Source organism: Streptomyces sp. Alt3, from assembly GCF_030719215.1.
GTDB lineage: Bacteria > Actinomycetota > Actinomycetes > Streptomycetales > Streptomycetaceae > Streptomyces > Streptomyces glycanivorans.
This window is the reverse complement of record NZ_CP120984.1, coordinates 96,540-119,618: the sequence shown is the minus strand read 5'-3', so window position 1 is coordinate 119,618 and position 23,079 is coordinate 96,540. Positions and strand designations below refer to the sequence as shown.

The following is a 23,079-nucleotide window of genomic DNA, read 5'->3' as shown; positions in this document are numbered from 1 at the left end:
TGATGAGCGCTGTCACCGCAGTGGCACTCGCGGTGGCGGGCTGGAGGACGAGGAGGAGGCGTGATGGGTCGTCTCCTGCCTCGAAGCCCTTCAGGTCTTCGACCGGTGACGGACATCTTCGGCTGGAACCGTTCCTGCGGGAGTGCGTGCGGCCGTGGGAAGTAGCGCCAGCCCAGATCATGGCTGTTGCGGCCGGCAGGGTGATCCACGCTCTGCCACGAAGTAGAGCGATCAGGCAGCCCAGCGGGAGCAGCCCGTAGGGCAGCAGTCGTATCCGCGTGGGACCTCCGGCCCACGGATACCAGCTGGAGAAGTGGAAGGCGATGGCGTGCTGTCCGGGGTCGATGCGCAGCGCCACACATTCTGCAAGTACGGAACCAGCGCCAGCGCCAGCGCGGCGAGGGTCAGGGCGGCCAGTTGGACGCCGTCCAGCCACCACGGCCGAGTGGTGTCGTCAACGGTGGCGCGGGCATGGGCCTGCACCTCGGCGCGCACCAAGGCGGCTACTTCCCGCGGCGGCGGCCAGGAACGGCCGGGATACGCCTCGGTCCGGCAGGCCAACAACTCGTTGCCCTGCCGGGAACGGTAGGACTTGGGAGAGGCAGCGAGCAGCAGACGGTTCACGCTGATGCCGCTCCGGCATCCCGCGCCCGTCCGATGACGACGGCCGCCGCCTGCTGTATCCGCAGCGCCTCTTGGCCGAGCGCCTCGGTGCCGTCCTCGGTTAGCCGGAAGTAGCGCCGCGCCCACCCGTCCACGATCTCCTCCTGGCCGGCGGCCACCAGCCCGGCCCGCTCCATCCGTTCCAGCGCCCCGTAGAGCGTGCCGACAGTGATCCGGAGCCTGCCGTCGGTGGCCTGCTGGGCAGCCTTGATGATGCCGTAACCGCCCCAAGGCCGGGAAGATCAGCTGATGTCCGCAGCTGGGCGGAACCGGTCCCCGGGCGGTACGTGCTGTGATGGAAGTTTTGGCTGGTGTGCGCCGTCCCCGCCGTGCGGGTTGCGGCCCGCGTCGCCCGTCCACGCCGTGCAGGCCGACGTCTGAACGCCCGGCTCGGACCTGTCCGGTCGTACGGGTTCCGCTATCCGCAACTGATCTCCGGCTGAGTCCTGGCCCTGACGTCCCCGACGGAGACGTTCGGTGCCAGTTCGACCAGGCGCAGGCCCTCGGTGGTGACGTCCAGGACGCACAGGTCCGTGATGATCCGCTGCACGGCCCGCTTTCCGGTGAGGGGCAGGGAGCACTCCTCGACGATCTTGAAGCTCCCGTCCCGAGCGACGTGCTCCATCAGGACGATGACCCTCCTGGCACCGTGCACTAGGTCCATCGCCCCGCCCATCCCCTTGACCATCTTTCCGGGGATCATCCAGTTCGCGATGTCCCCCTTCGCCGATACCTGCATGGCTCCCAGGACCGCTGCGTCGATCTTGCCGCCCCGGATCATGCCGAAGCTGGTCGCGGAGTCGAAGAACGAGGCCCCGGCGCGGACGGTGACGGTCTCCTTGCCGGCGTTGATCAGGTCGGCATCGACCTCGTCCTCGGCCGGGTAGGGGCCGAGGCCGAGGATGCCGTTCTCGGACTGGAGCACCAGCTCCACGTCCGCCGGGATGTGGTTGGGCACCAGCGTGGGCAGACCGATGCCGAGGTTGACGTAGTCACCGTCAGACAGTTCCGCTGCGGCACGGGCCGCCATCTGCTCGCGGGTCCAGCTCATCGCACCGTCCTCTTCTCGATCCGCTTGTCAGCGGCCTGCTCGGACGACAGCGCGACAACACGGTGTACGTAGACGCCGGGCAAGTGCACGTGGTCGGGGTCGAGTTCGCCGGGCTCGACGAGTTCCTCGACCTCCGCGATGCAGATCCGGCCCGCCATGGCGGCCAGGGGGTTGAAATTGCGGGCGGCCCTGTCGAAGACCAGGTTGCCGTGCCGGTCCCCGCGGGCGGCCCGTACCAGTGCGGCGTCCGCCACGACGGCGCGCTCGAGGACGTAGGTGCCGCCGTCGAACTCCTGGGTCTGCTTGACCGGTGAGGCGATCTCGACGTCACCGGCGCTGTCGTACTTCCAGGGCAGGCCGCCTTCGGCCACCTGCGTGCCGACACCGGTGGCGGTGAAGAACGCGGGAATGCCTGAGCCGCCGGCACGCAGCCGTTCGGCCAGCGTTCCCTGGGGCGTGAGCTCGACCTCCAGTTCACCGGCGAGATACTGCCGGGCGAACTCCTTGTTCTCCCCCACGTAGGAGGCGACAATGCGGCGGATCCGGCCTGCGGCGAGCAGGAGACCGAGTCCCCAGTCGTCGACACCGGCGTTGTTGGAGACGACCCGGAGCCGGTCGGCGCCGGATCGGAGGACGGCGTCGATCAGCACGGAGGGAATGCCGCACAGGCCGAAGCCGCCCACTGCCAACGTCGCTCCGGAACCGATGTCCTCAACCGCCTCGGCGGCGGAGGGAACCACTTTGTCCATCAGATCTCCCGGCCGTGTCGCGTGGCGACGACGCGCCCACGCGCCTCACCGAAGCCGACGCGGGTGCCGCCGGCTCCGGGAGCGGTGGCGCTCAGCACCACCTCGTCACCGTCTTCCAGGAACGTCCGCTGTTCCCCGGCGACCGTCACCGGCTCCGCCCCGCCCCAGGTCAGCTCGATGAAGGCGCCGCGCTGCCCCTTGGCCGGCCCCGAGATGGTGCCCGAGGCGAACAGGTCGCCGGTGCGGGTGGGTGCTCCGTTGACCGTGAGATGGGCCAGCATCTGCGCGGGCGACCAGTACATGGCTGCGTACGGCGGCCGGGAGACGACCTGGCCGTTCCACTCGACCTCCAGGCCGATGTCCAGGCCCCAGGGCTCGTCGAGCGCGAGGTAGGGGAGGACCTCCGGTTCCTGGACCGGGGTGCGCACCTTTGCTTCCTGCAGGGCCAGCAGCGGAACGACCCAGGGGGAGACGGTAGAAGCGAACGATTTGCCCAGGTTGGGCCCGAGTGGCACGTACTCCCATGCCTGGATGTCCCGGGCGGACCAGTCGTTGAAGAGGACGACGCCGAAGAGGTGCTTCTCCGCCTGCCCGGCCGCGACGGGCTCACCGGGCGCGCTGCCGGTGCCCACCACGAAGCCGAGTTCGGCCTCGATGTCGAGGCGTACCGACGGTCCGAAGACCGGTGCCGGGTCGTTCGGGCCCTTGCGCTGTCCGGCGGGGCGGATGATGTCGGTCCCGGAGACGACGATTGAGGCGGACCGGCCGTGGTAGCCGACCGGGAGGTGCTTCCAGTTCGGCATGAGCGGCTCGGGGTTATCCGGGCGGAACAGCCGTCCGAGGTTGGCGGCGTGGTGCTCCGACGCGTAGAAGTCGACGTAGTCGGCCACGTCGAACGGCAGATGAAGGGTCACGTCGGCGGCGGGGTGCAGCGCATCCCGGGGTACGTCCTCCTTCAGCGCGGCGGTGACAGCGGATCGCACCTGGACCCAGCGGTCGTAGCCCTGGGCCATGAACGGATTGAGCGTCGGGCCCGCGAACACGTCGTCGCCCAGGAGCGTCGCGAGGTCGACGACGTGTTCGCCGTAACGGGTGCCGACCCGGGGGTCGCGGCCGGGCAGCGAGTACACCCCGTAGGGCAGGTTGTGGATACCGAACAGGTCTTCTCGGGGCACGTCGAGGCGGACGGTGGCGGATGCGGTCACAGGAGGTCCTTGGTCAGGTCCGGGCCGAGCAGGTCGAGAGCCGCGAGCTCACCGACCGGCTCGGCGAGAGAACAGGTACCGAAAGAGCGGAAGGCCTTGCGGACTTGGGGCGACAGGGCGCGGACGAGCCCGGCGACCGTGGCGGCGTCGCGTTCGGCCAGGACTGTGGCGATCTCCATTTCGCCGGCTCCGTCGAGCGCGGCGCCGGTGGCCGTGAGCAGGTTGAGGTGACCGTGCTGCTCGAACAGGGTCCGCGGATCGGTGTTGCGCACCGCGTGGTGCAGCCCCGCCGTCGCCTTGAACGGGACCCCGGCGCCCACCGCGAGGTGCACGGCGCGCGCGAGTTCCCGCTCGTCGGGATACAGCTCGGCCCGCGTCCCGCCGGTGCGGAACTTCGCCAGGTACGGGGAGTCCGCCAGCGAGGCGATCAGCTCGGCCCGGCGTTCGTCGCGCGGCACCTCCACGTACACGGTCACCAGGGGGCCGTCGTCCGCGTTCGACAGGGCGGCGGCCAGCCGGGGCACGATCTCCACGGCGGGGATGCCGTCGGGAACGGCGACCTCGAGGAACCGCAGCCGAGCTGCCCGCAGCGCGCTGACCGAGGCCCGCGCGTGCGCCGCGTCCTCGGGTGAGGGCACCGTGACCGAGAGCTCCACGGACTCCGCGTCGTACGCGGTCGTCAGCTCCGCCAGCTCGGCCAGCCGTGCTTGCGGAACCACGAGAGGCCCTACGAGCGGCGCGTGGGCGGCGGCGACGTGCCCCAGGTGCGCGGGCACCGCCTCGGCCAGCGGTATCTCGCCGGGTGGGAACACCGCGGCGTCGTCGCAGAACGAGGCGAACAGCTCCGGTGGGACCCTTCCGGCGCCGGAAGGCATGCCCGTCACCGGGCCGTCTCTTTGCCGCTCTTGGACCATGAGTAGGCGTAGACGCCGTCGTCGCAGTCCCGTGCTGCCGCACCGAGTTCCAGCGGCCGGAAGGTGTCCACCATGACCGCCAGCTCGTCGAAGAACTCCGCTCCGACGGAACGCTCGTACGCGCCGGGCTGCGGTCCGTGCGGGTGGCCACCGGGGTGCAGACTGATCGAGCCCTGCCCGATTCCGGACCCCTTGCGGGCCTCGTAGTCACCGCCGCAGTAGAACATCACCTCGTCCGAGTCCACGTTGGAGTGGTAGTACGGGACCGGGATGGCGAGGGGGTGGTAGTCGACCTTGCGCGGCACGAAGTTGCAGATGACGAAGTTGTCGCCCTCGAACACCTGGTGGGCTGGCGGCGGCTGGTGGACCCGGCCGGTGAGAGGCTCGAAGTCGCGGATGCTGAAGACGTACGGGTAGAGGCAGCCGTCCCAGCCGACGACGTCGAAGGGATGGTGGGGCAGCGTGTGTACCGTGCCCGCGATTCCCCCCGGGCCGTTGCCGCGGTGCTTGATGTACACCTCGACGTCCTGCTCCGCCACGACCCTGGGGTTCTCGGGGCCGCGGAGGTCCCTCTCGCAGAACGGGGAGTGCTCCAGGAACTGTCCGTAACGGGAGAGATAGCGCTTGGCGGGGGTGATGTGGGAGTTGGCTTCGATGGCGTACAGCCGGACCGTGCCGTCCGGGACGATCCGGTACGTCGTCGCGCGGGGGATGACGACGTAGTCGCCGTCGTCCACCGGTAGATCTCCGAAGACGGTCTCGACTCGAGCCGCACCGGACTCGACGTAGAGGCACTCGTCACCGATTGCGTTGCGGTAGTACGGGCTGGCCGTACTGGCGACGACGTAGGAGAGCCGCACGTCCCCGTTGCCCAGCAACAGCCTCCGGCCGGTCACCGCGTCGGCCTCCGGAGCGTCCTCGCCGAAGAGGCTGTGCGTGGAGAGGTGGCGTGGTGTCAGCGGATGGTTCGGGACGAGCGACTGGTCCGGCAGCTCCCAGCTCCGGTACGCCATGATCGCTGACGGGATGTTCACGTGGTAGAGCAGCGAGGAGTCGGACGAGAAGCCTTCCTCTCCCATCAGCTCCTCGAAGTACAGCGACCCGTCGGGTGCGCGGTGCTGAGTGTGGCGCTTGGGCGGGACGCTTCCCGCCACGCGGTAGTACGGCATGTCTGTCCCTCCTGTCGGCGGTCGCCCTGTGGCGGTGGACACCCGCAGCGGCGGACGCAGGCGGCACCAGGCAGGTGCGACGCGGGGAAGGGCTGCGAGCTGCGCCGAGTGGTGCGCGTAGGCCGTGCGGTTTGGGTGCATGGCCGGCGACGTCGTGCTGGAGATGTCGCCACTGTTCCCGGATGTGCGCCTGGCGCACATTTTTGTGCGCTGTCCGAAACCTGGATGCAACATAGTTCGCGTCCCGAGTGCGGTCAAGAGCTGCTGTGCCGCTGATCGGCCGAGCCGGGGGCCCGGTACGCGCGGCCGCGGCGGCGGCGGACGCGGGGAGCCGTCGGCACATCGGGCGGTGGGGGTGACTAACCTTCGAGTGGCCGCACTCCATGCCCGGAGCCGCGGCGAGCTACGCCCCGCGGAGCCGACACAGGAGGATGCCCACGTGGCCACCTTGCAGAGCCTGGACCGTGGCCTGCGTGCCCTCAGCCTCATCTCCCTCGCCCCCGAGGGCCTCACGGTCGCCGAGATCGCGACACAGCTCGGCACCGACCGGGCGACGGCGTACCGCGTTGTCGACACGCTCGAGCAGCACGCGCTGGTGGCCCGGGGCGTGGGAAAGAAGATCCGGCTCGGGGCCGGCGCGGTCGTCTTCGCGAGCCGCTTCCAGCCCCAGCTGATTCGCGCGGCCGGACCGGTTCTCCAGGAACTCGCCGACGCCGCCGGGGTGGCCGCGTTCCTCTCCCTGGCCCAGGGGGGCGACGCGTGTGTCCCCGTGCTGTCCGCGGAACCCGCCCGGCAGACGATCTTCCAGGTCAGCTACAGCATCGGAGCCGGTCACCCGTTGGACCGGGGAGCCAACGGCATCGCCATCCTGGCGCTCCAGCCCGCAGCGGAGAGCGACTCCGAGGCTGTCAGACGAGCACGGGAGGCCGGGTACAGCGTTACCGCCGGGGAGCTTCAGCACGGAGCCGTCGGGGTGGCGGCGGGCTTCGAGGTGCCGCACCTGCTCGGCGCGTCCGTCGGCACGGTCGCCATGGGGGAGGTCGACGTCGATCGTCTCGGCGAGCTGGTGAGGGAGGCGGCCGCCCGGCTCGCACGGCTCAGCCGCGCCTGAACTCCGCCTCACCAGCACCACGGACGCCGCGCCCCGGGACCGGCACGGCGTTCGCAGTCTTCACGGGCGGCGCCCCGTCGGCAGACCCGCGGGCAGGCGTCGGACGTGCCGTTGCCGCGGCCGACGCCCCGGGTGTCCGACGGGGGCGGTGCCGCGGACGACGAGCGGGACGGCGCCCGCCGGAGCGACCGGCCGGACCCGTCAGCCGAGCAGTTCGCCCAGGCTCCTCGCGGCACGGGCCACCATGGTGCCGAGCTGGTCGAGGTCGGTGTACTCGAAGACCGAGACACCGATGCTGGCCGCCGCCGTCCCGTTGCCCGACGGAACCGCGGCGGAGACGCCGGTCACGGCGGGGATGACCTCGCCCGTGGTGACCGCGTACCCCTTGGTGCGAGCCTCGGTGACCTCCGCGCGCTCACCATCCCGGTACGGGCCGTGGGCGAGTACGGCGACGCCGCCGGAACCCTGCTCGATGGAATGGGTCTGACCAGGCCGGAAGGACACGTGGACCAGGGCGCCGCGCGGCTCCACCACCATGAGAGCGCGCATCAGAGCGGCGCCCTCCTGGACCAGCAGGTGTGCGGTGGCCCCGGTGCTCTCGGCCAGCTCGTCCAGGACCGGGCGGGCCAACGCGCGCAGATCCTGCTGTACGGGTTCGGCCAGCGACACCAGGCCCGTTCCCAGGACGATCCGGCGCTGGTGGTCGCGGCGGCACAGCTGATGTGCCTCCAGGGTGCGCACCAAGCGGTGTGCGACCGTGCGGTGCACCGAGATGGCGTCCGCCAGTTCGCTGACGGTCAAGCCCTGCTGCTGCTCCGAGAGGACTCTGAGCAGCAGCAGTCCGTGGTGCAGCGTCTTGGACATACCAGCATCGAGTTCGGGGACCGACCTGGTCGGCGGAGGTGAAGTCACGAATTCATCCCTTGACGGGTTTCAGCCAGCTACCTATGCTCCCATTATTCGCACAGGTGGTGCGAATATCGCACACCACCTTGATGTCTCGCAAGCTCTCCTCTCCAGCGGCTCGGACGACTGCCGGAGCAGGACACGAGCCGAACGGATCTCCGTATGAACCCCAACGCGCCCGCGCCTTCAGCCAGCGCCCAGCTGGCCGAAATCCACCAGCTGTACCACCTCCAGAGCCACCTCATCGACGGTGGCCGCGCCGCGGAATGGGCAGCGACCTTCACCGCGGACGGCAGCTTCACCTCACCCTCCTATCCCGCCCCGGTGACCGGCACCGCCGGACTGACCGCGTTCGCGCAACGGTTCGCCGCCGACTGCGCCGCGGACAACGTGGTGCGCCGGCACATGGTCAGCAATGTGGCGCTGACCGGCGACGACGGAGACGGAACCTTGCAGGTGGCGGCATATCTGCAGATCATCGCGACACCCCGCGGCGGGACACCGCACACCGAACGGTTCACCACACTCACCGACCGGGTCGTCCACGACGGCGCCGGCTGGCGGATCGCCGCCCGCGTCGTACGCCGCGACGACGCCCCCGCCGGCCCCCAGGCCTGACGCCCCGGACCGGGCCCGCACACAGCACGACACCCCTACGTCGACGTCCGGCCGGGCCACGAGCCTGGAGCGTCGGTGAGAAGTCCGGGCGACGACCGGCACCCCCTCCCGCCGAAAGCACCGGCACCCGTCCCGACCCGCACTGCCTCGGGCATGTGACAGCGATCCCGCCCCCCAGAAGTCGCCATGCCAGTCAGTGCTCCACTCAAGCTTTCGCGCGTTCTAAGGACCGATCCATGGCAGACCTGGCACCCCAAGCGACGCAGACGAACCAACCAGGAGAGGCATCGTCCGAGGCCGCCGCGAACCCGGCCTCCACTCTGAAAGTCATCCGAGCGGCCATCCTCGGGACCGTCGTCGAGTACTACGACTTCGGCATCTACGGCTACATGGCCACCCTCCTTGCCGCGCACTTCTTCGTCGAGAGCGATCCGAACTCGGCACTGCTCTCCACCTTCGCCGCGTTCGCGGTCGCCTTCTTCCTCCGGGCCCCCGGAGGCATCCTCTTCGGTCACATGGGCGACAAGTACGGCCGCAAGAAGGCCCTCACCTGGACCATTCTGCTGATGGCCGTCGCCACCACCGGCATCGGGCTGATCCCCTCGTACGCCACGCTCGGCATCTGGGCAACCTGCCTCCTGGTGCTGTGCCGCTGCCTCCAGGGCTTCGCGGCCGGCGGCGAACTCGGCGGCGCGAACGCCTTCGTGTCCGAACACGCCCCGGCCCACCGACGCGCGTTCCAGACCTCGTTCGTGAACACCGGCACCTACCTCGGCTCGCTGGCCGCCTCCCTGGTCGCACTGGTGCTGACCTCGGCCGTCAGCGAGGACACCCTGCACGACTGGGCCTGGCGCATCCCCTTCCTCCTCAGCGCGGTGATCGGCCTGATCGGCCTTTACATCCGCAGGCAACTGCCCGAGACCGAGCAGTTCGAGGCCGTACAGGAGAGCGACTCGGTCGAGGTGGCGAAGTACCCCATCGCCGACGTGTTCACCCACGCCTGGCGCCAGATCGTGCTGGTCATCTTCCTCGGAGCGCTGATCGTCGGCGGCTACTACGTGGCCGGTGTGTACGCAGCCAGCTACCTCCAGACCGAGGGGGGACGCTCGGCCGACTTCGCGTTCACCTCCACGTGCATCGCCATGGTCGCCGCGGTGATCAGCCTGCCCATCGCCGGATACGTCGGCGACCGCATCGGCCGCCGCCCCGTGTTCTTCTTCGGCAGTGGCATCACCGCCCTCATCGCCCTCCCGGCCTTCATGGTGATGCGCGACGGCAGCCCGGTGGCCGCCGTCCTCGCCCAGTGCTCGTTGACCTTCTCCATCGGCCTGGTCAACGGCGTCTCGTTCGCCGCCTACGCCGAGATCTTCCGGGCGCGCTACCGCTACAGCGGCATCGCCATGAGCAACAACGTCACCAACATGGCGCTGGGAGGCACAGCACCCTTCATCGCCACGCTCCTGATCAGCACCACCGACAACAACCTGGCGCCGGCGGGATACCTGATCGCCACCGCCCTCATGACCTTCATCGCCACCTTCTTCCTCAAGGAGACCCGCGGAACGGAGCTGCAACTGTGAACCGCACACAGACCGGCCGACGTAGGTTCGAAGGCCGTGCCGTCCTGGTCACCGGCGCCGCCGGGGGCCTGGGCCGTGCCGACTGCCTGGCACTGGCCTCCGAGGGCGCGCACGTCTGGGCCACCGACATCGACGTCGCCGCCGCCGAGGCGCTCGTCCCCGAACTCGCGGCGGTCGGCGGGTCGGGGCAGGCCACCCACCTGGACGTCGCCGACGCCGCGTCCTGGAGTGCGCTGGCCGACGAGGTGGAGACCGCCGGGCCGCTCCACGGCCTCGTCAACAACGCCGGCGTCAGCCTGCGCGCGGGTATCGCCGACACCACCGTCGAACAGTGGCAGCGCGTCATGGACATCAACCTCTCCAGCGTCTTCTACGGACTCAAGACGCTCACCCCCGCACTCACGCGTGGGGCCGACGACGGCGGCGCCGCAGTCGTGAACGTCTCCTCCATCGCCGGGATGGTCGGCTACTTCTCCGCCACGTACGGCACCAGCAAATGGGGCGTCCGCGGGCTGTCGAAGGTCGGCGCGCTCGAACTCGCCGCGCACGGCATCCGCGTGAACTCACTGCACCCGGGTCTCACCGCCACACCCCTGCTCCACCAGGCACCCGACACCGCCTTCGTGGACGAGAGCGTGCGGTCGGTCCCGGCGGGCCGGCTCGCCACTCCCGAGGAAATCGCGCGCGTCGTTACCTTCCTGCTGTCCGACGACGCCACCTACATCACGGGCGAGGAAATCGTCGTCGACGGCGGACTGACGTCCGGAGGGCTCTACCACCGCATCCTCGCGGGACTGGCCGAAAAGCCCTGAACCACCCCACCGGGACCGGCCGACGACCGACGCGCCGACGTGCGTCAGCACCGGTCCGCAACCAACCACGCCCCACCACACCCCACCTGAAGGACCTCCCATGACCACCACCACGGCACCCGACAGCAACCCCGGCCGCGTCAACCACGACGTCCTCCCCGCGATCAACCCCGAACTGGTCGGCCGCACCGTCGTCGTCACCGGCGCCGGCCGCGGCATGGGCGCACTCTTCCTCGAGGAACTGGCACGCCGAGGCGTCAACGGCGTCGGTGGAGATCTCGACCAGGAGGAGATGTCCTCCGTCGCCGAGAAGATCAATGCCCGCCTCGCCGGCACCAGCGGCGCGGGCCGCGTGGTCGGCGTCGGCGCCGACGTCACCGACCCGGCCGCCGGCGACGAACTGGTCGACACCGCCCTGCGTGAGTTCGGCCGCCTCGACCTGTGGGTCAACAACGCCGGCGTCTTCCCACAGGCCGGCTTCACCGACATCACGCCCCAACAGCTCGCACTCACCTACGGCGTCAACGTCAACGGCGTCGTGTACGGCGGACAGGCCGCTGCCCGCCACTTCCGCACCGTCGGTGGCGGCGCGATCGTCAACATGTCCTCGGTCGCCGCCGTCCGCGCACGGCCGACCCGTGCCACGTACAACTCCTCGAAAGCCGCCGTGCGGCACCTCACGACCTGCATGGCCGTCGAGCTCGGCCCCGACAACATCCGCGTCAACTCCATCGCCCCTGGCTACATCGACACCGAGATGACCCGCTGGATCCGCGAGGACCAGGCAGCGATGGACCGCGCCCTCACCACGGTCCCGCTGCGCCGGATCGGCGCGCCCATGGAGGTCTTCGCCGCCCTGTACTTCCTCCTCTCGGACAGCGCCCGGTACATCACCGGCATCAGCATCCCGGTGGACGGCGGTTCCCAGCATGTCTGAACCCCACGACACCGCATACGACTACGACGTCATCGTGGTCGGCGCAGGCGGCGCCGGCCTGGCAGCCTCCGTCTCGGCCGCCGAGGCGGGCGCACGCGTACTGCTGCTGGAGGCCGAGGACGAGATCGGCGGATCCACCCAGCTCTCCGCCGGGCTGCTGACCGCCTCGGCCACCAGCGTCCAGGAGAGCCTCGGCATCGACGACTCGCCGCTCCGCATGTTCCAGCACTACATGGACCTGAACGGCTGGCGGGTCAGGCCCGGCCCCGTCAGGATGTTCTGCGAGGAGTCCAGCAGCACCGTCGAGTGGTTGCTCGAACTCGGAGTCGAGATACCCGCCCAGGTGTCGCGCAGCGCCCACCAGCCGGGACTCACCCGGGCCGGGGTGGAGGACGTCTGGCGAGGCCACGTCCCCAAGGACCAGGGCTACGGACTGGTGCAGGTGCTCGACAAGGCCCGCGCACGACTCCACGTGGACCTCGCCCTCGGCAGCCGGGTGGAGGACCTGGTGGTACGGGACGGCGCCGTCCGCGGCGTCCTCCTGGACGGCGAGGAGGCGACCGCCCCGGCCGTCGTCATCGCCAGCGGCGGCCTCGCGGCTGACCCCGACCTGGTCCGCCGGTTCCTTCCCGAGGCCGAGACCGCCGGGGACGCACTCTTCGTGGTGGCCGCGCCCGGCTCACGGGGCGACCACGTCGGCATCGCCGAGAGACACGGCCTCGCACTGTTCGGCCAGGGCTGGGGCCTGCTCCTGGTGACCGCCGAATTCCAGCGGTACCACCACTGGCAGAGCGGATTCCCGCCCGCCTCCCGCATCCACGTCAGCCTGGACGGCCGACGCTGCATGGACGAGGACGCCCCGTACGCCGTCAGCCCGGGCATCCTCAAGGACCACGGCGGCTGGGTCTGGTCCGTGTTCGACGAAGACGCCCGCATGTCCCTGCCCTCCGGCTACGCCGACTGGGACGCCGACCGGATCCTGGAAGAGGCCGCCAAGGGCGTCGTCCTGCGCGCCGACACCCTCGAGCGACTCGCGGACCTCATGGACGTGCCCCCGGATCACCTGACCGCGAGCGTCACCCGCTTCAACGCCCTGTTCGCCGACGGCACCGACGAAGACTACCTGCGCCACGAATCCCTCGCCGCCAAGGGCGCCGACCCACACCTCGCCCCTATAGCGAACGGACCGTTCTTCGCGGTGCGGATGCTCCCCGCCGAACTGGTCTGCACCCACACCGGCCTTGAGGTGGACGCCCGGACCCGGGTGCTGGGCACCGACGGCCGAGCTCTGCCAGGCCTGTACGCGGCAGGCGAGGCAGCCGGCGGAATCCTCGGCGAACGCTACGTGGGCGGCGGTAACTCTGTCGCCCACGCCCTGGTACTAGGCCGGGTCGCCGGCCGTGAGGCGGCCGCCCACGCGGTCGCGTCCTCATCCCCGACCGACAAGGCCCCCGCATGAGCCGCGCCGACGACCGTTTCGAGATCCAGGACGTCCTGTTCCGCTACGCCCGGGCGGTGGATCGACTGGATTACGACGCCATAGCGGCCTGCTACTTCGACGATGCGGTCGACGTCCACGGCGGGTACACGGGGGACGCCGCCGGGCTCGTCGAGGACATCCGCGCCCGACACCGCACCATCGACTCCTCCCAGCACTTCATCTCCAACGTGCTGGTGGAATTCACGGGCGAGCACAGTGCCGACGTCGAGTCGTACTGCCTGTGTTTCCTGCGGCAGGCCCCAGCCGAACCCGGCGGGGAGCAGGATCTGGCGATCATCCGCTGCCGCTACGTCGACCGGTTCGAGCGTCGCGACGGTTCCTGGGGCATCGCCGACCGGGTCGTTGTGTTCGACGAGTCGCGCGTCATCCGTATGGCCGACGGCTTGGCTCCCGACTGGGTCGCATCGCGACGCGATGGAACCGACCCCGTGTACAGCTGGAGGCATCGGAGCCAAGCGTAGGCCGTGAGCAGCGGGGGCGAGCCCCCGGTCGGTGTCGGCCGCGCGGCGCGGGATCGTGTGGCCGGCTTCCGTCGTCGGCCGTAGCGACTCAGAGCCAGTGCGGTGGCCGGCCGGCGAGGTGGTATGGATCGGGTCCGTCAAAACTCATGACCCCGAACTGGACTTGATCGGCACCATCTTGTTCTCGGCGGTGCTTCTCTGCACTTCACCCGAGGGACGGAGCAGAGGCGTGAGCAGGTCATCTGAAATGCGGGTGTGTGAAGCCGTGTCGGTCCTGAAGGATGCACGGTGTGACTCCCGCGACTGACACAGCCCTGCCGCAGGGCCCCGTAGTGGCATGCCTGGAAAGCTTCGCAGCAATAGGTGAGGCGTCGCTTGAGCGTGGCCAGCGGCAGCGGTTCGTCGTTCTCGCTGGCACCGCGGTTGAGCATGTCGATCACAGCTTCGGCTTCAACTGGCGGCCGGTCCGGCGCCGGGGCTGTCGAGGGGGTGTCGGTCAAGAGTTGCTCCAGGCTGACCTGGAACAGCGGGCGTCAGGCCAGGCGCCGCCGCAACTTGGCCGCGATCCTCGCGGTCTCGGCCGGCGCCACATCGGCGACCCCGTGCTCCGTCATGAGCGCATGGAACTGTTGCTGCTCGTAGGGGGTCCCAGGCGGCAGGGCAGCGACATGCCAGTGGACATGCGGATTTCCCTGCCGGGATCCCAAGGACAGCAGGTACACCCGCTCCGGCGCCAGCACCTCCTCGACCGCGAGCGCCACACGGCGTACGGCCTGCATCATCCGCAGGTAACCGTCGTCCGAGAACCCGCTGACCACATCCTCCACGTGTTCCCTGGGCGCGACGAGAACCTTGCCCGGCAGCGTCGGCCACCGATCCAGGAACGCCACATGGTCCGCGTCCTCATAGACCAGCTCGTGCTCGTAGCCGGGTTCTCCCTTCAAGAACGCGCAGACGAAGCACGGCCCGAGACGGGCCCTGGCCTCGTAAGCTTCCAGATCGAACAGCTTGCGGCCCACGGACGACATGGCACACCTCCACCAGAGCGGGGATCTCCCCACAGCACAAAGGCCGGCCGCAGGAACCACTCCCGGTAGTGGACATCGTGTGCCCGGCCGCTGTCGGACGACACGCGCGTCGAGAATCCTTCGCCCGTGCAGCCATAGCCGTCGACAGGGCACGATCTGTTGCATGACGTCCGTGCCCACCGCCCCCGGCGACCCAGCCAGGATATGCCCGATCCCTTCCGTGACTGCCGTGCCCTAGCCTGAGACCGGGCTGTACGGCGAATTTGCTGTTGCCACAACCCTATCGGGCCTATTTTCGCCCCTTGGTGATACCGGACGAGTTCGCGGAAAAGGAACTACCGCTGATCGTGGACTACGCGAGATTCGGCACCACTACCGGCGTCGCCCTGACAATCACCCGGCAGTGGCGACTTCGCGGTCTTCCTGGACGGCCGCCCAGCCGGGTCACCCACGTCTGGGAGGCACAAACCAGGCCTATGTGCCGCATCAAGCAACGTTTGCCCTCTGCCGGGCTCAAGGCAGGGACTTGGCCTTGCCGGGAGTACGGACGCGCTTCGCGTGCGGGCTCAGCCGAATGAGCCGTCGCTCCTCACATTCTCGAACCCGCTAGCCGAGGTGAGGTCCTCGATGAAGGACTGGAAGTCCGGAGCGAGGGCCAACTCCGAGTTGTTGTCCGCGTCGAACCAGGTGACGGAGGGTTCCGCGTGCTCCGGCCACAGGCCCGGTAGTCGAGTCCGATCCAGCAAGGCCCGTCCCCCGAGACCAGCACAACTGGGGCGGGGAGGTTCCACTCTTCCACCAGGTACGGGCTGTCGAGCATGGATATCGTTCGCTCGCGGTGGGCGATGCCCAGCAAGCTGTCGAAGAGGACGTGGTCGGCACTCCATGAGGTCGGCCCTCTCGTAGGGAAAGCATTCCGGCTGCTCGTGACCCGGCCCCCGTTCTGCTGTCGCAGCAGAACGAGCAGGGAGTCGGGGAGCGTGACGTTCAGCAGCCGCTCGGCCTCCAGAATCACCCGGTCGGTCACGGGCGGCTGCACTCCGTAGTCGATACCGGTGTCCCACAGGGACTGCTGGAGATTCTCAAAGCGCGCCATGCCTAGCATCGTAGGAGCCACGTCCGACAGTTGACAGGACCTCGGCGAGCAGCGGCACAGGCTGGCGGAGGGTTGTTCTTACAGCTGGTTCCCACGGGCCTGCCCTGATGGGGCGGCCTGCGCCGAGCTGGAGGCTGATCGGTGACCCGCTGTGTGGGCGACGGCTGGGGCCATGACTTCCCGGTTGAGGACTCGGTTCAGGCGTACTGCCCTACGCATGGCCGTCGGCTGGTCTGGAAGAGCGAGGGCCCTGTTGAGCCCTTGCCCGAGGACGTCGGATCCGGCCTTGAGCCGGTCACATGACTCTGGCTTTGGGGGTTTGGATACGAGCGCCGCAGCGCGGCGCGCGGCACAGCGTCCAGTCTGAGTCGAGGAATCAGAAGCAGCCGGTGGGGATGGGTGTCGGGGATGGTCGCAACGTGGTTGTCGCGCCTACCGATGCCGGTGCTGATGTCGCTCATCGGGTGCCCCGGTGGTGGTTAGGGCGGAAGCCAGGCGGACCGTGGCGAAGCCTTCGTCGTGCAGTTGGTCGACGGTGGGTAGCAGTTGGTGGAGCTGGTGCACGAGGCGCTGGGGCACCATCCGGTCGCGGGCCGCGTTCTGTGCCTCGACCGTTGCCAGTGGTGTGTCGAACAGGACGGCGACGGTGGGGCGTTGCCAGTAGCGGGCGCGGGCCAGCAGGCTGGTCCTGACGTGTACGTGGAGATTGGTCGAGTCGACGATCGTGGTCCGTTCTCTGAACTAACAGATCGTCCCGATTCGTGATCAATCACCGCTCCGTCACGGTGGGCTGGCCGTGGACAATCCGCGTGCACTGGTTGATCAGGGTGCGGAACACTGGGCAATGAGCTTTGCAGCCTCCCAGACATGCAGGGGCGAGCCCTTCGTCATGTCGCGGAATTGGCGTCGGGCCCTCCGATGGTGGGCAGGTGCCAGGTGAAAATCCAGCCGGCGGTAAGCGCCACCGCGCCGCCAGCCAGGGCGATTGCCCCGCCTGTTCCCGTGCCCGCCGAGGCCGCCGCCCCCAGGCAGACCGGCCCGACGCCCTGCAACGTCATGCTGCCGGAGCCGAGCAGGCCGAAGGCCTGGCCCTGGCCGTCCTGCGGCAGGGCGTCCAGGAACGGGCGTTGCAGGCCGAGTCCGTAGGCGTATCCGAGGCCGCTGATCAGCAGCAGGCAGGACGAGACGCCCACCCCGGGCTCGGCGACGAAGCCGAGCAGAGGCAGCCCCGCCAGCGCAACCAACGGGACCACCAGCCGTTCCCGGGTACGTGGCCGCAGGAACCGGCCCACCAGCAGGTCGCCGACCAGCATGCCGACCGGCAGACAGCCCATCAGCACCGCGTACCGGCCGGGCGCGAAGTGGCGTTCTCCCGCGTAGGCGACGATGATGCCCTCCGCGCCCGCCACGAACGCGACGGGCAGCCACTGGGCCAGCATCAGCCGTCGCACCGTACGGTCGCGTAGCAGCAGGCCCGCACCCCGCAGGCTTGCCCGGACGGCCCCGCTGTCGCCGCCGGGTGTGCCGTCGAACTTTCCCGCCTCCAGCCGGGGCAGCCGGACGCGGACAACCAGCGCGCAGCCGAAGTAGAGGACGGCGCTGACCGCGAGCGCCCGGCGTGGGCCGAGTGCCGCGACGGCCGCACCGCCCAGCGCCAGGCCGAACACCTGCGCGCCCGCACTGGCGACGTTGCTCAGTGACCGGCCCAGTACATAGGCGTCGCCCTCCAGCGACTGAGCGACCAGCCGGCTCGACGCGCCGTGAAACACCGGTGTGGCGAGAGAGACCAGCGCCACGACGCCGAGGCTTGCCGTGATCGGCATCCGCACCAGGGCGAGCAGCAGGGCGGTGGCGCAGGTCAGGGCGTAGCCGCCGGTGATGAGCGCGCGGGGCGGCAGTCGGTCGGCCAGTGAGCCCAGCAACAGTGAGCCGAACAGCTGCGGGATGAAGCCGATGCCGAAAGCCACCGCGCTCAGCAGGGCGGAGCCGGTGGACGAGAAGACCAGAACCGAGAACGTGGTGATCCGCAGCGCGTCCGCGGTGATCGCGACGGTGCGGGTCGAGAACAGCAGCCGGAAGCGCGGCTCGGCCAGCACCTCGCGGTACGTGGTCCGGTGGTCGCCCTGCGCGGGCCCGGCGGTCGGAGTCATGACGCGCAGCCTCGCCGTACGCCCGCACCACTCACCAATGATTCGTCGCTGGACGAATCCGAGCAGGCGTCCCGCAGTAGCATGGCCGCGTGCTGCGCTTCGAAGTCTCCGTCGAGGACCTGCTGCGCAGCCGCTTCGCGCTGTCGCCCGCGTTGGACCTCTGCTTGCTGCTGCGCTCGCTCGCCGGGCAGGACCCGCCGCTGCCGCGAGCGTGGGCGGCCCGGCTCCTACCGGCCTTTGAACGGCTTCGCCGTGAGACCGAACTGAACGCCGTCCTCGCCCTGCACACCCAGCGCGGGGCTGGGCCGAACTTCGTCGCCCCGCCGCCGCGCGGCCTCAACCAGACCTGGGCCGACGACCTGGCCATGATCCGGGCCACACCGCTGGAAGCGGCCCGCCACGAAATCGCCGCCAGCGCGACCGGCCCGTCCGCCCGTGATCCCCGTGTACGCGCAGTGCTGGACGCACCGGACGCCGTCTCCCGGATCGCCGAGGCGATGGACCGGGCGTGGCACGAACTGCTCGCCGCGGACTGGCCTCAACTGCGCGCGATCTGTGAGCGCGATGTCGTGCACCGGGTGGGGGTGATCGGCGAACACGGCTGGGCCGCGACCATCGAGAGCCTGCACCCGGGCGTCACCTGGCGCGCCGGCGGTATCGAGATCGGCTTCCTCCGGGGCGGAACAGTCCGCCTCGCCGGAGACGGGCTCCTGGTGATCCCTTCGACCATCGTCGGGCACATCGCCGCCCACATGGACGACCCCTGGCCCAGGACCTTGGTCTACCGTGCCCGCGGCACCGCCGCCCTGTGGGGCGAACAGGAGGCCGTCCCCCGGCCCGACGCGCTGACCGCCCTGGTCGGCCGGTCCCGGGCCCGGCTGCTGCTGGCGCTGGACGCCCCGGCCAGTACGAGCCACCTCGCCCGAAGCCTCGCTATGGCACCTGGCGCGGTAGGAGACCATCTCGCCATCCTGCGCGGCGCGGGGCTGCTTGTCCGCGCCAGGTCCGGACGGTCGGTGCTCTACCGGCGCACCCCGCTCGGCGAGGCACTGGTCGCCGGTTCGGGCTGAGGGCTCAGAGAAGCACCGTTCGCCCCAAGATCTACTTTCGATACACGGCTAGAAGTTCACGAACCCGGTGGCTTCGGCATCGACGGAGGGGTCTGTGCTCGATGGCCTTTGTTGAGGGATTTGTTCCGAGCGGTTGTGCGACATCCCGTGAGTTCTTCTGAGCCTCGCTGAGTCTCTGCCCCTGTGGCCAGGGGGTTCCTCCTCCTTCGAGTGCTCTGTGGTCGTGTGACGTAACTTCGGGATTCTTGAAGCGTTCTCACCGTGTCCGACCGATTCGTAGTCGGGCCGAAGGTGAGGGGGCTCGGGTTGGCGGCGCTGGCAGTTGTACGGGACATGCGCGAGCACTGGGCGCCCGCGTCGGCGGAGGAACTGGAGCAGTTCGAGACCGACGCGCTGTCCGGGTTCGTCCTCGCACGCGCCTCGGCAGGACTGGCGGACGGCACGATCCGCGGGGATGTCGGACACCTGGACCAGATCAGGACCTGGTTCGGCCGACCGCTGTGGGATATGGAGCCAGCCGACGCCGACGCGTACTTCGGCAAGGTGCTGCGTGGCTCGCCGAGCGGCACCCGGCTGGCCCGGTCCCAGGCGCTGAGCACGTACTTCATGTTCCTGGAGCTGCGGCACAAGGTCGAACTGCACCGTATGACCGGCCGGGTCATCGAGTGCCCGATCGACGAGATGAACAAGCCACGCGGCGCGAAGGACGCCCAGCTGCGGATTCCACCGAGCGAGCCGGAGGTCGGGGCACTCTTCACCGGCTGGGGCAGTGAGCTGGCCACCTGCCGCAAGTTCGCCCCTACCGCCAGGAACTACACCGCCTCGAAGCTGTTGTCCCGGGTCGGCCTGCGGGTGAGCGAGGCATGCGGGCTCGACCTGGATGACATCAAGTGGGACCTGGGCCGCTTCGGCAAGCTCCACGTCCGCCACGGCAAGGGCGCCCGGGCCCGCGCGAACGGATGGTCCCGCTGATCAACGGCGCCGACCGAACCCTTCGGTGGTTCATCGAAGACGTCTGGGGCCAGTTCGACGACGACCACACCCGCCCCGGCGCCCCGCTGTTCCCCTCTGAGTGCAAGAACGCCGACGGGTCCTCGCGGCGGGTGGGCGACGACGCCCTGCGCAATGGGCTCAAGGACGCGGCGAAAGTGCATCTGCCCGGGTGGGGCAAGAAGCTGACTCCGCATGTCCTGCGGCATTTCTGCGCGTCCCAACTCTATGGAAGTGGGTTGGACTTGCTTGCAATCCAGGAGGTTTTGGGACACTCGTGGATCGCCACCACGATGCGATACATCCACGTCCAGCAGACCCGGGTCGAGGACGCCTGGGTCGCCGGGATGGAACGGGCCGCGAAGCGGCTGGAAGGACTGGTCTGATGAGGTGGAACCTGCGGCTAACCGCCGCAAACAAAGGGGTCTGGAAGGCTTCTGAGCTCCAGCGGAACCTGGCCGAGCACGGGTTGGTGATCTCGGCGGGGAAGATGTCCGGCCTGTGGTCGGGGCAGCCCGTTTCGCTCAAGCTGCAGGACCTGGACGTCATCTGCGTCGTCCTCGGCTGCGAGATCGGCGACCTGCTGATCCCCGAGCCGGAGAAGGTCAGCCGCCCGGGGCAGGCGGAGACGGAACGAGTGGCCGTCGGCGCGGGGACTGCCACTCCGGCGGTGATCCCCAAGCGCCGGGACGGCCGATCCCTCCCGCCGGCCTGACGCCGCCACGATGAGCAAGATCCGCGACAACAAGCCTGCGGCCTCCTGCGTGGGCTGCTTCGCCTGGGGACAGCTGCCCGGCCGGTTCTGCCGGGCCTGCTACACCTACGGCCAGCTCAACTCGCCTGACGCATGTGCTGTCTGCCGTCGCGAGGTTCCCGTCCACGACGGCCATTGCCGGCTCTGCCGGGCCCAGGCCAGCTGGGCCGTCAAGGCTGCGGGCGTCAACGGCGAGGCCGCCGCACTGGCGATCTTCCTTCGGCGCGTGAAGCACCAACAGCTCTTCTTCGCGAACCTGCAGCGGCCCCGGAACGGTGGGCCGCCCGTCGGCAGGCAGGGGCGCCGCGTCCTTAAACGGGCACCAGGGCCAGCCCCTGCGCTCGTGATGACGGGCTGGATCCAGCCGCCTCTGTTCACCACCACCCGGGACTACCGCACCTTCGAACGGGAACGGCACGCCGACCTGGGCAACCCGTGGCTGATCCGGGCCCGGCGGGCAGCGCGCGTTCTGGGTGAGGCGCGCGGGTGGACCCGCTGGGTCGCCAGCGATGTCGACCGGGCCCTGGTCATCGTGCTGTCCGGCCATGCCGAGGGCGAGTCGATCCGCTACACCGAGATCTTCCCGGCCCTGCGAGGCCGGGGACTCCCGGTCGGTCGAACCGCCGAAGTTCTCGATCAACTGGGCCTGTTCACCGACGACCGCACGCCAGCGGTCGACCGGTGGTTGGACCGCAAGCTCGACGCCGTTGCCCCGGGCATCCGCGGCGAGGTCGAATCCTGGGCCCGGACCCTACTCGACGGCGGCCCGCGGTCCGAGCCCCGCGCACGGCAGACCGCCTGGACCTACCTCAACGAGATCCAGTCGGTTCTGCTGGAGTGGTCCAGCCGCTACGACCATCTGCGGGAGGTCACCCGGGAGGACATCATCGCCGCCCGGGACGCCGCCAGCGGCAAGCAGCGGGAAAGCCGGGTCGTTGCACTGCGGTCGTTGTTCCGTCACGCGAAGAGGAACGGTCAGGTCTTCCGCAACCCCACCCACCGGATCCGTGTCCACCGGCAGGCTGGCGGCGTCGCCCAGCCCCTGGGGCAAGCGGACATCGACCAGGCGGTCGCCAGCGCGACCACCCCGGACATCAAGCTGATCACTGCCCTGGCCGCCGTCCACGCGGCACGGCCGAAGATGATCCGAACGATGCAGTTGAACGACGTGGATCTCGGCAACGGGCGAATCACCGTCGCCGGTCACGTCCGCCCGCTCGACGACCTCACCCGCCAGGCCGTCCTGGACTGGCTCGAGCACCGCCGCAACCGCTGGCCGAACACGGCCAACCCACACCTGCTGATCACCCAGAAGACGGCCGTCGAACTCGGGCCAGCGGGCAAGCTCTGGACCACCCGGGCCACCCGCAACCTCACCGCGACCCTCGAACGGCTCCGCGTCGACCGTCAGCTCGAAGAGGCGCTCACCCACGGCGCCGACCCGCTCCACCTCGCTCTCGTTTTCGGCATCGACGAGAAGACCGCCATCCGCTACGCGGACTCAGCACGCGCGCTTCTGGGAGAAGCTGCCGAGCAGACATCGCAATGAAACCCACTCGACCCGCCCATCCCACTGAGGAGATCATGGATGCATGCCGTCGACCGAACCAGCAGCCCGCCAGCTTCAGGACCATGCCGTTCTCTGGAGCATGGGCGAGATCCGCGCAGCCGACGTCGTCACTGCTGCCTGTGATGCACTCGTTGCCGGCCTCGACAGTCCTGCCCTGCGAATCCTGGCCGCGTGCACGCGCGCGGAGGCGGATTACGACGTCCCCGACCTCCTTCCCCCGGCACTCGACGAACTGGGCCTCACCTTCCACCCAGCGGGCAGCATTGCCGGACAGGAAGCCGCGGCGCGAGCACTTGCCGCCCGGATGCTGGCCGGCGAGCTGACGCCACGCGAGCTGGCCTTCAGGATCCATCAGCGTTTCGGGCACGAGCTGCCTCTGGCCGAGCGACTCGCCAACCTGGACGACGACTACGACGTCCTTGAATACGCCGACAGAACACAGGCGCAGATCGACGCCGATGTCACGGCCGAAGCTCTTCGGCTTGCACAGCACCCTCGTGTTCCAACCGAACCCACGGATCTACCGACCTGAAGCAGGCCGGTGGACCCGTGGGTTCAGGCTGAAGGACCTTCGGTTTCCTTGAACCCACGGGGATCGAGGCCCTGTTCTCCCGAAGCTACGGCGAAGTGACAAGTAGCTCTCTGTAATCAGAGTGACGCTCGGTCAGGGATAGCCGAGCGGGGTCCGGGGACCTCGCCGACCTGGAGCGGCCTCGGGGAACATCGGTACAGCCGTTGGCGCTG

General features: G+C 69.4%; 21 protein-coding genes and 4 pseudogenes. 12 read left to right on the top strand and 13 right to left on the bottom strand.

What is annotated here, in order from left to right; all coding sequences use genetic code 11:
- Positions 1 to 141: 141 nt before the first annotated feature.
- The 7 genes and pseudogenes from P8A20_RS37695 to P8A20_RS37665 form a co-directional block, all read right to left on the bottom strand.
- Positions 142 to 624, bottom strand: a pseudogene (locus P8A20_RS37695) (hypothetical protein); the annotation flags it as partial.
- A pseudogene (locus tag P8A20_RS37690) lies at positions 621 to 896 on the bottom strand (PadR family transcriptional regulator); the annotation flags it as partial. The pseudogenes P8A20_RS37695 and P8A20_RS37690, both read right to left, overlap by 4 nt.
- A 185-nt stretch (positions 897 to 1,081) precedes the next feature.
- Positions 1,082 to 1,714 carry a CoA transferase subunit B gene (locus P8A20_RS37685; protein ID WP_147958319.1) on the bottom strand — a complete coding sequence of 211 codons (633 nt, stop codon included), beginning with the start codon at positions 1,712 to 1,714 and terminating at the stop codon, positions 1,082 to 1,084.
- Positions 1,711 to 2,463, bottom strand: a complete 753-nt coding sequence (locus P8A20_RS37680) for a CoA transferase subunit A (RefSeq protein ID WP_306105340.1) — start codon at positions 2,461 to 2,463, stop codon at positions 1,711 to 1,713. Before P8A20_RS37680 ends, P8A20_RS37685 begins: the two co-directional genes overlap by 4 nt.
- Positions 2,463 to 3,668, bottom strand: a complete 1,206-nt coding sequence (gene fahA / locus P8A20_RS37675) for a fumarylacetoacetase (RefSeq protein WP_306105339.1) — start codon at positions 3,666 to 3,668, stop codon at positions 2,463 to 2,465. Before fahA ends, P8A20_RS37680 begins: the two co-directional genes overlap by 1 nt.
- A complete protein-coding gene (locus tag P8A20_RS37670) occupies positions 3,665 to 4,543 on the bottom strand; it encodes a hypothetical protein (RefSeq protein ID WP_306105469.1) in 879 nt (292 codons plus the stop codon). The genes fahA and P8A20_RS37670 overlap by 4 nt, the downstream gene beginning before the upstream one ends.
- Positions 4,544 to 4,548: 5 nt before the next feature.
- Positions 4,549 to 5,751 (bottom strand): homogentisate 1,2-dioxygenase, encoded by a 1,203-nt coding sequence (locus tag P8A20_RS37665; RefSeq protein WP_306105338.1) that lies wholly within the window; start codon positions 5,749 to 5,751, stop codon positions 4,549 to 4,551.
- Between the two features lie 439 nt (positions 5,752 to 6,190).
- Between P8A20_RS37665 and P8A20_RS37660 the strand changes: the two genes are divergently transcribed.
- Entirely contained in the window at positions 6,191 to 6,862 is a 672-nt protein-coding gene (locus tag P8A20_RS37660; protein WP_306105337.1) for an IclR family transcriptional regulator, read from the top strand.
- Between the two features lie 201 nt (positions 6,863 to 7,063).
- On the opposite strand, the gene P8A20_RS37655 is transcribed toward P8A20_RS37660, so the two are convergent.
- A complete protein-coding gene (locus P8A20_RS37655; protein ID WP_306105336.1) occupies positions 7,064 to 7,726 on the bottom strand; it encodes an IclR family transcriptional regulator in 663 nt (220 codons plus the stop codon).
- A gap of 204 nt (positions 7,727 to 7,930) precedes the next feature.
- Here P8A20_RS37655 and P8A20_RS37650 point away from each other — a divergent pair, with 204 nt between their 5' ends.
- From P8A20_RS37650 to P8A20_RS37625, 6 genes are all read left to right on the top strand, one after another.
- The gene (locus P8A20_RS37650; RefSeq protein ID WP_306105335.1) at positions 7,931 to 8,386 is read left to right on the top strand and encodes a nuclear transport factor 2 family protein; all 456 of its coding nucleotides are present in this window, start codon (positions 7,931 to 7,933) and stop codon (positions 8,384 to 8,386) included.
- 236 nt (positions 8,387 to 8,622) lie between these two features.
- Positions 8,623 to 9,966 carry an MFS transporter gene (locus P8A20_RS37645; protein ID WP_306105334.1) on the top strand — a complete coding sequence of 448 codons (1,344 nt, stop codon included), beginning with the start codon at positions 8,623 to 8,625 and terminating at the stop codon, positions 9,964 to 9,966.
- Entirely contained in the window at positions 9,963 to 10,778 is an 816-nt protein-coding gene (locus P8A20_RS37640; protein WP_306105332.1) for an SDR family NAD(P)-dependent oxidoreductase, read from the top strand. The genes P8A20_RS37645 and P8A20_RS37640 overlap by 4 nt, the downstream gene beginning before the upstream one ends.
- 100 nt (positions 10,779 to 10,878) lie before the next feature.
- The gene (locus tag P8A20_RS37635; RefSeq protein WP_306105331.1) at positions 10,879 to 11,715 is read left to right on the top strand and encodes an SDR family NAD(P)-dependent oxidoreductase; all 837 of its coding nucleotides are present in this window, start codon (positions 10,879 to 10,881) and stop codon (positions 11,713 to 11,715) included.
- On the top strand, positions 11,708 to 13,174 hold the full coding sequence (locus P8A20_RS37630; RefSeq protein WP_306105330.1) for an FAD-dependent oxidoreductase: 1,467 nt from the start codon (positions 11,708 to 11,710) through the stop codon (positions 13,172 to 13,174). The genes P8A20_RS37635 and P8A20_RS37630 overlap by 8 nt, the downstream gene beginning before the upstream one ends.
- Positions 13,171 to 13,677 carry a nuclear transport factor 2 family protein gene (locus P8A20_RS37625; protein WP_306105329.1) on the top strand — a complete coding sequence of 169 codons (507 nt, stop codon included), beginning with the start codon at positions 13,171 to 13,173 and terminating at the stop codon, positions 13,675 to 13,677. Before P8A20_RS37630 ends, P8A20_RS37625 begins: the two co-directional genes overlap by 4 nt.
- Positions 13,678 to 14,210: 533 nt before the next feature.
- Here P8A20_RS37625 and P8A20_RS37620 read toward each other — a convergent pair.
- From P8A20_RS37620 to P8A20_RS37605, 5 genes and pseudogenes are all read right to left on the bottom strand, one after another.
- A complete protein-coding gene (locus tag P8A20_RS37620; RefSeq protein ID WP_306105328.1) occupies positions 14,211 to 14,705 on the bottom strand; it encodes an HIT family protein in 495 nt (164 codons plus the stop codon).
- A 566-nt stretch (positions 14,706 to 15,271) separates the two neighbouring features.
- A complete protein-coding gene (locus P8A20_RS37615; RefSeq protein ID WP_306105477.1) occupies positions 15,272 to 15,451 on the bottom strand; it encodes a hypothetical protein in 180 nt (59 codons plus the stop codon).
- Between the two features lie 29 nt (positions 15,452 to 15,480).
- Positions 15,481 to 15,801: pseudogene (locus P8A20_RS37610) on the bottom strand (SMI1/KNR4 family protein); the annotation flags it as partial.
- 432 nt (positions 15,802 to 16,233) lie between these two features.
- Positions 16,234 to 16,524 (bottom strand): hypothetical protein, encoded by a 291-nt coding sequence (locus P8A20_RS38870; protein WP_371934451.1) that lies wholly within the window; start codon positions 16,522 to 16,524, stop codon positions 16,234 to 16,236.
- A gap of 164 nt (positions 16,525 to 16,688) precedes the next feature.
- The gene (locus P8A20_RS37605; protein WP_306105327.1) at positions 16,689 to 17,951 is read right to left on the bottom strand and encodes an MFS transporter; all 1,263 of its coding nucleotides are present in this window, start codon (positions 17,949 to 17,951) and stop codon (positions 16,689 to 16,691) included.
- A gap of 89 nt (positions 17,952 to 18,040) precedes the next feature.
- Between P8A20_RS37605 and P8A20_RS37600 the strand changes: the two genes are divergently transcribed.
- The 5 genes and pseudogenes from P8A20_RS37600 (at position 18,041) to P8A20_RS37580 (ending at position 22,867) form a co-directional block, all read left to right on the top strand.
- Positions 18,041 to 19,021, top strand: coding sequence for an ArsR/SmtB family transcription factor (locus P8A20_RS37600; protein WP_306105326.1), 981 nt, complete (start codon positions 18,041 to 18,043; stop codon positions 19,019 to 19,021).
- 333 nt (positions 19,022 to 19,354) lie between these two features.
- Positions 19,355 to 20,397, top strand: a pseudogene (locus P8A20_RS37595) (tyrosine-type recombinase/integrase).
- On the top strand, positions 20,397 to 20,726 hold the full coding sequence (locus P8A20_RS37590; protein WP_306105325.1) for a helix-turn-helix domain-containing protein: 330 nt from the start codon (positions 20,397 to 20,399) through the stop codon (positions 20,724 to 20,726). Before P8A20_RS37595 ends, P8A20_RS37590 begins: the two are co-directional and overlap by 1 nt.
- 10 nt (positions 20,727 to 20,736) lie before the next feature.
- Positions 20,737 to 22,314: a site-specific integrase gene (locus P8A20_RS37585; RefSeq protein ID WP_306105324.1), complete on the top strand. Its 1,578-nt coding sequence runs from the start codon at positions 20,737 to 20,739 to the stop codon at positions 22,312 to 22,314.
- 43 nt (positions 22,315 to 22,357) lie between these two features.
- A complete protein-coding gene (locus P8A20_RS37580) occupies positions 22,358 to 22,867 on the top strand; it encodes a hypothetical protein (RefSeq protein WP_306105323.1) in 510 nt (169 codons plus the stop codon).
- The last annotated feature ends 212 nt before the right edge of the window (positions 22,868 to 23,079 follow it).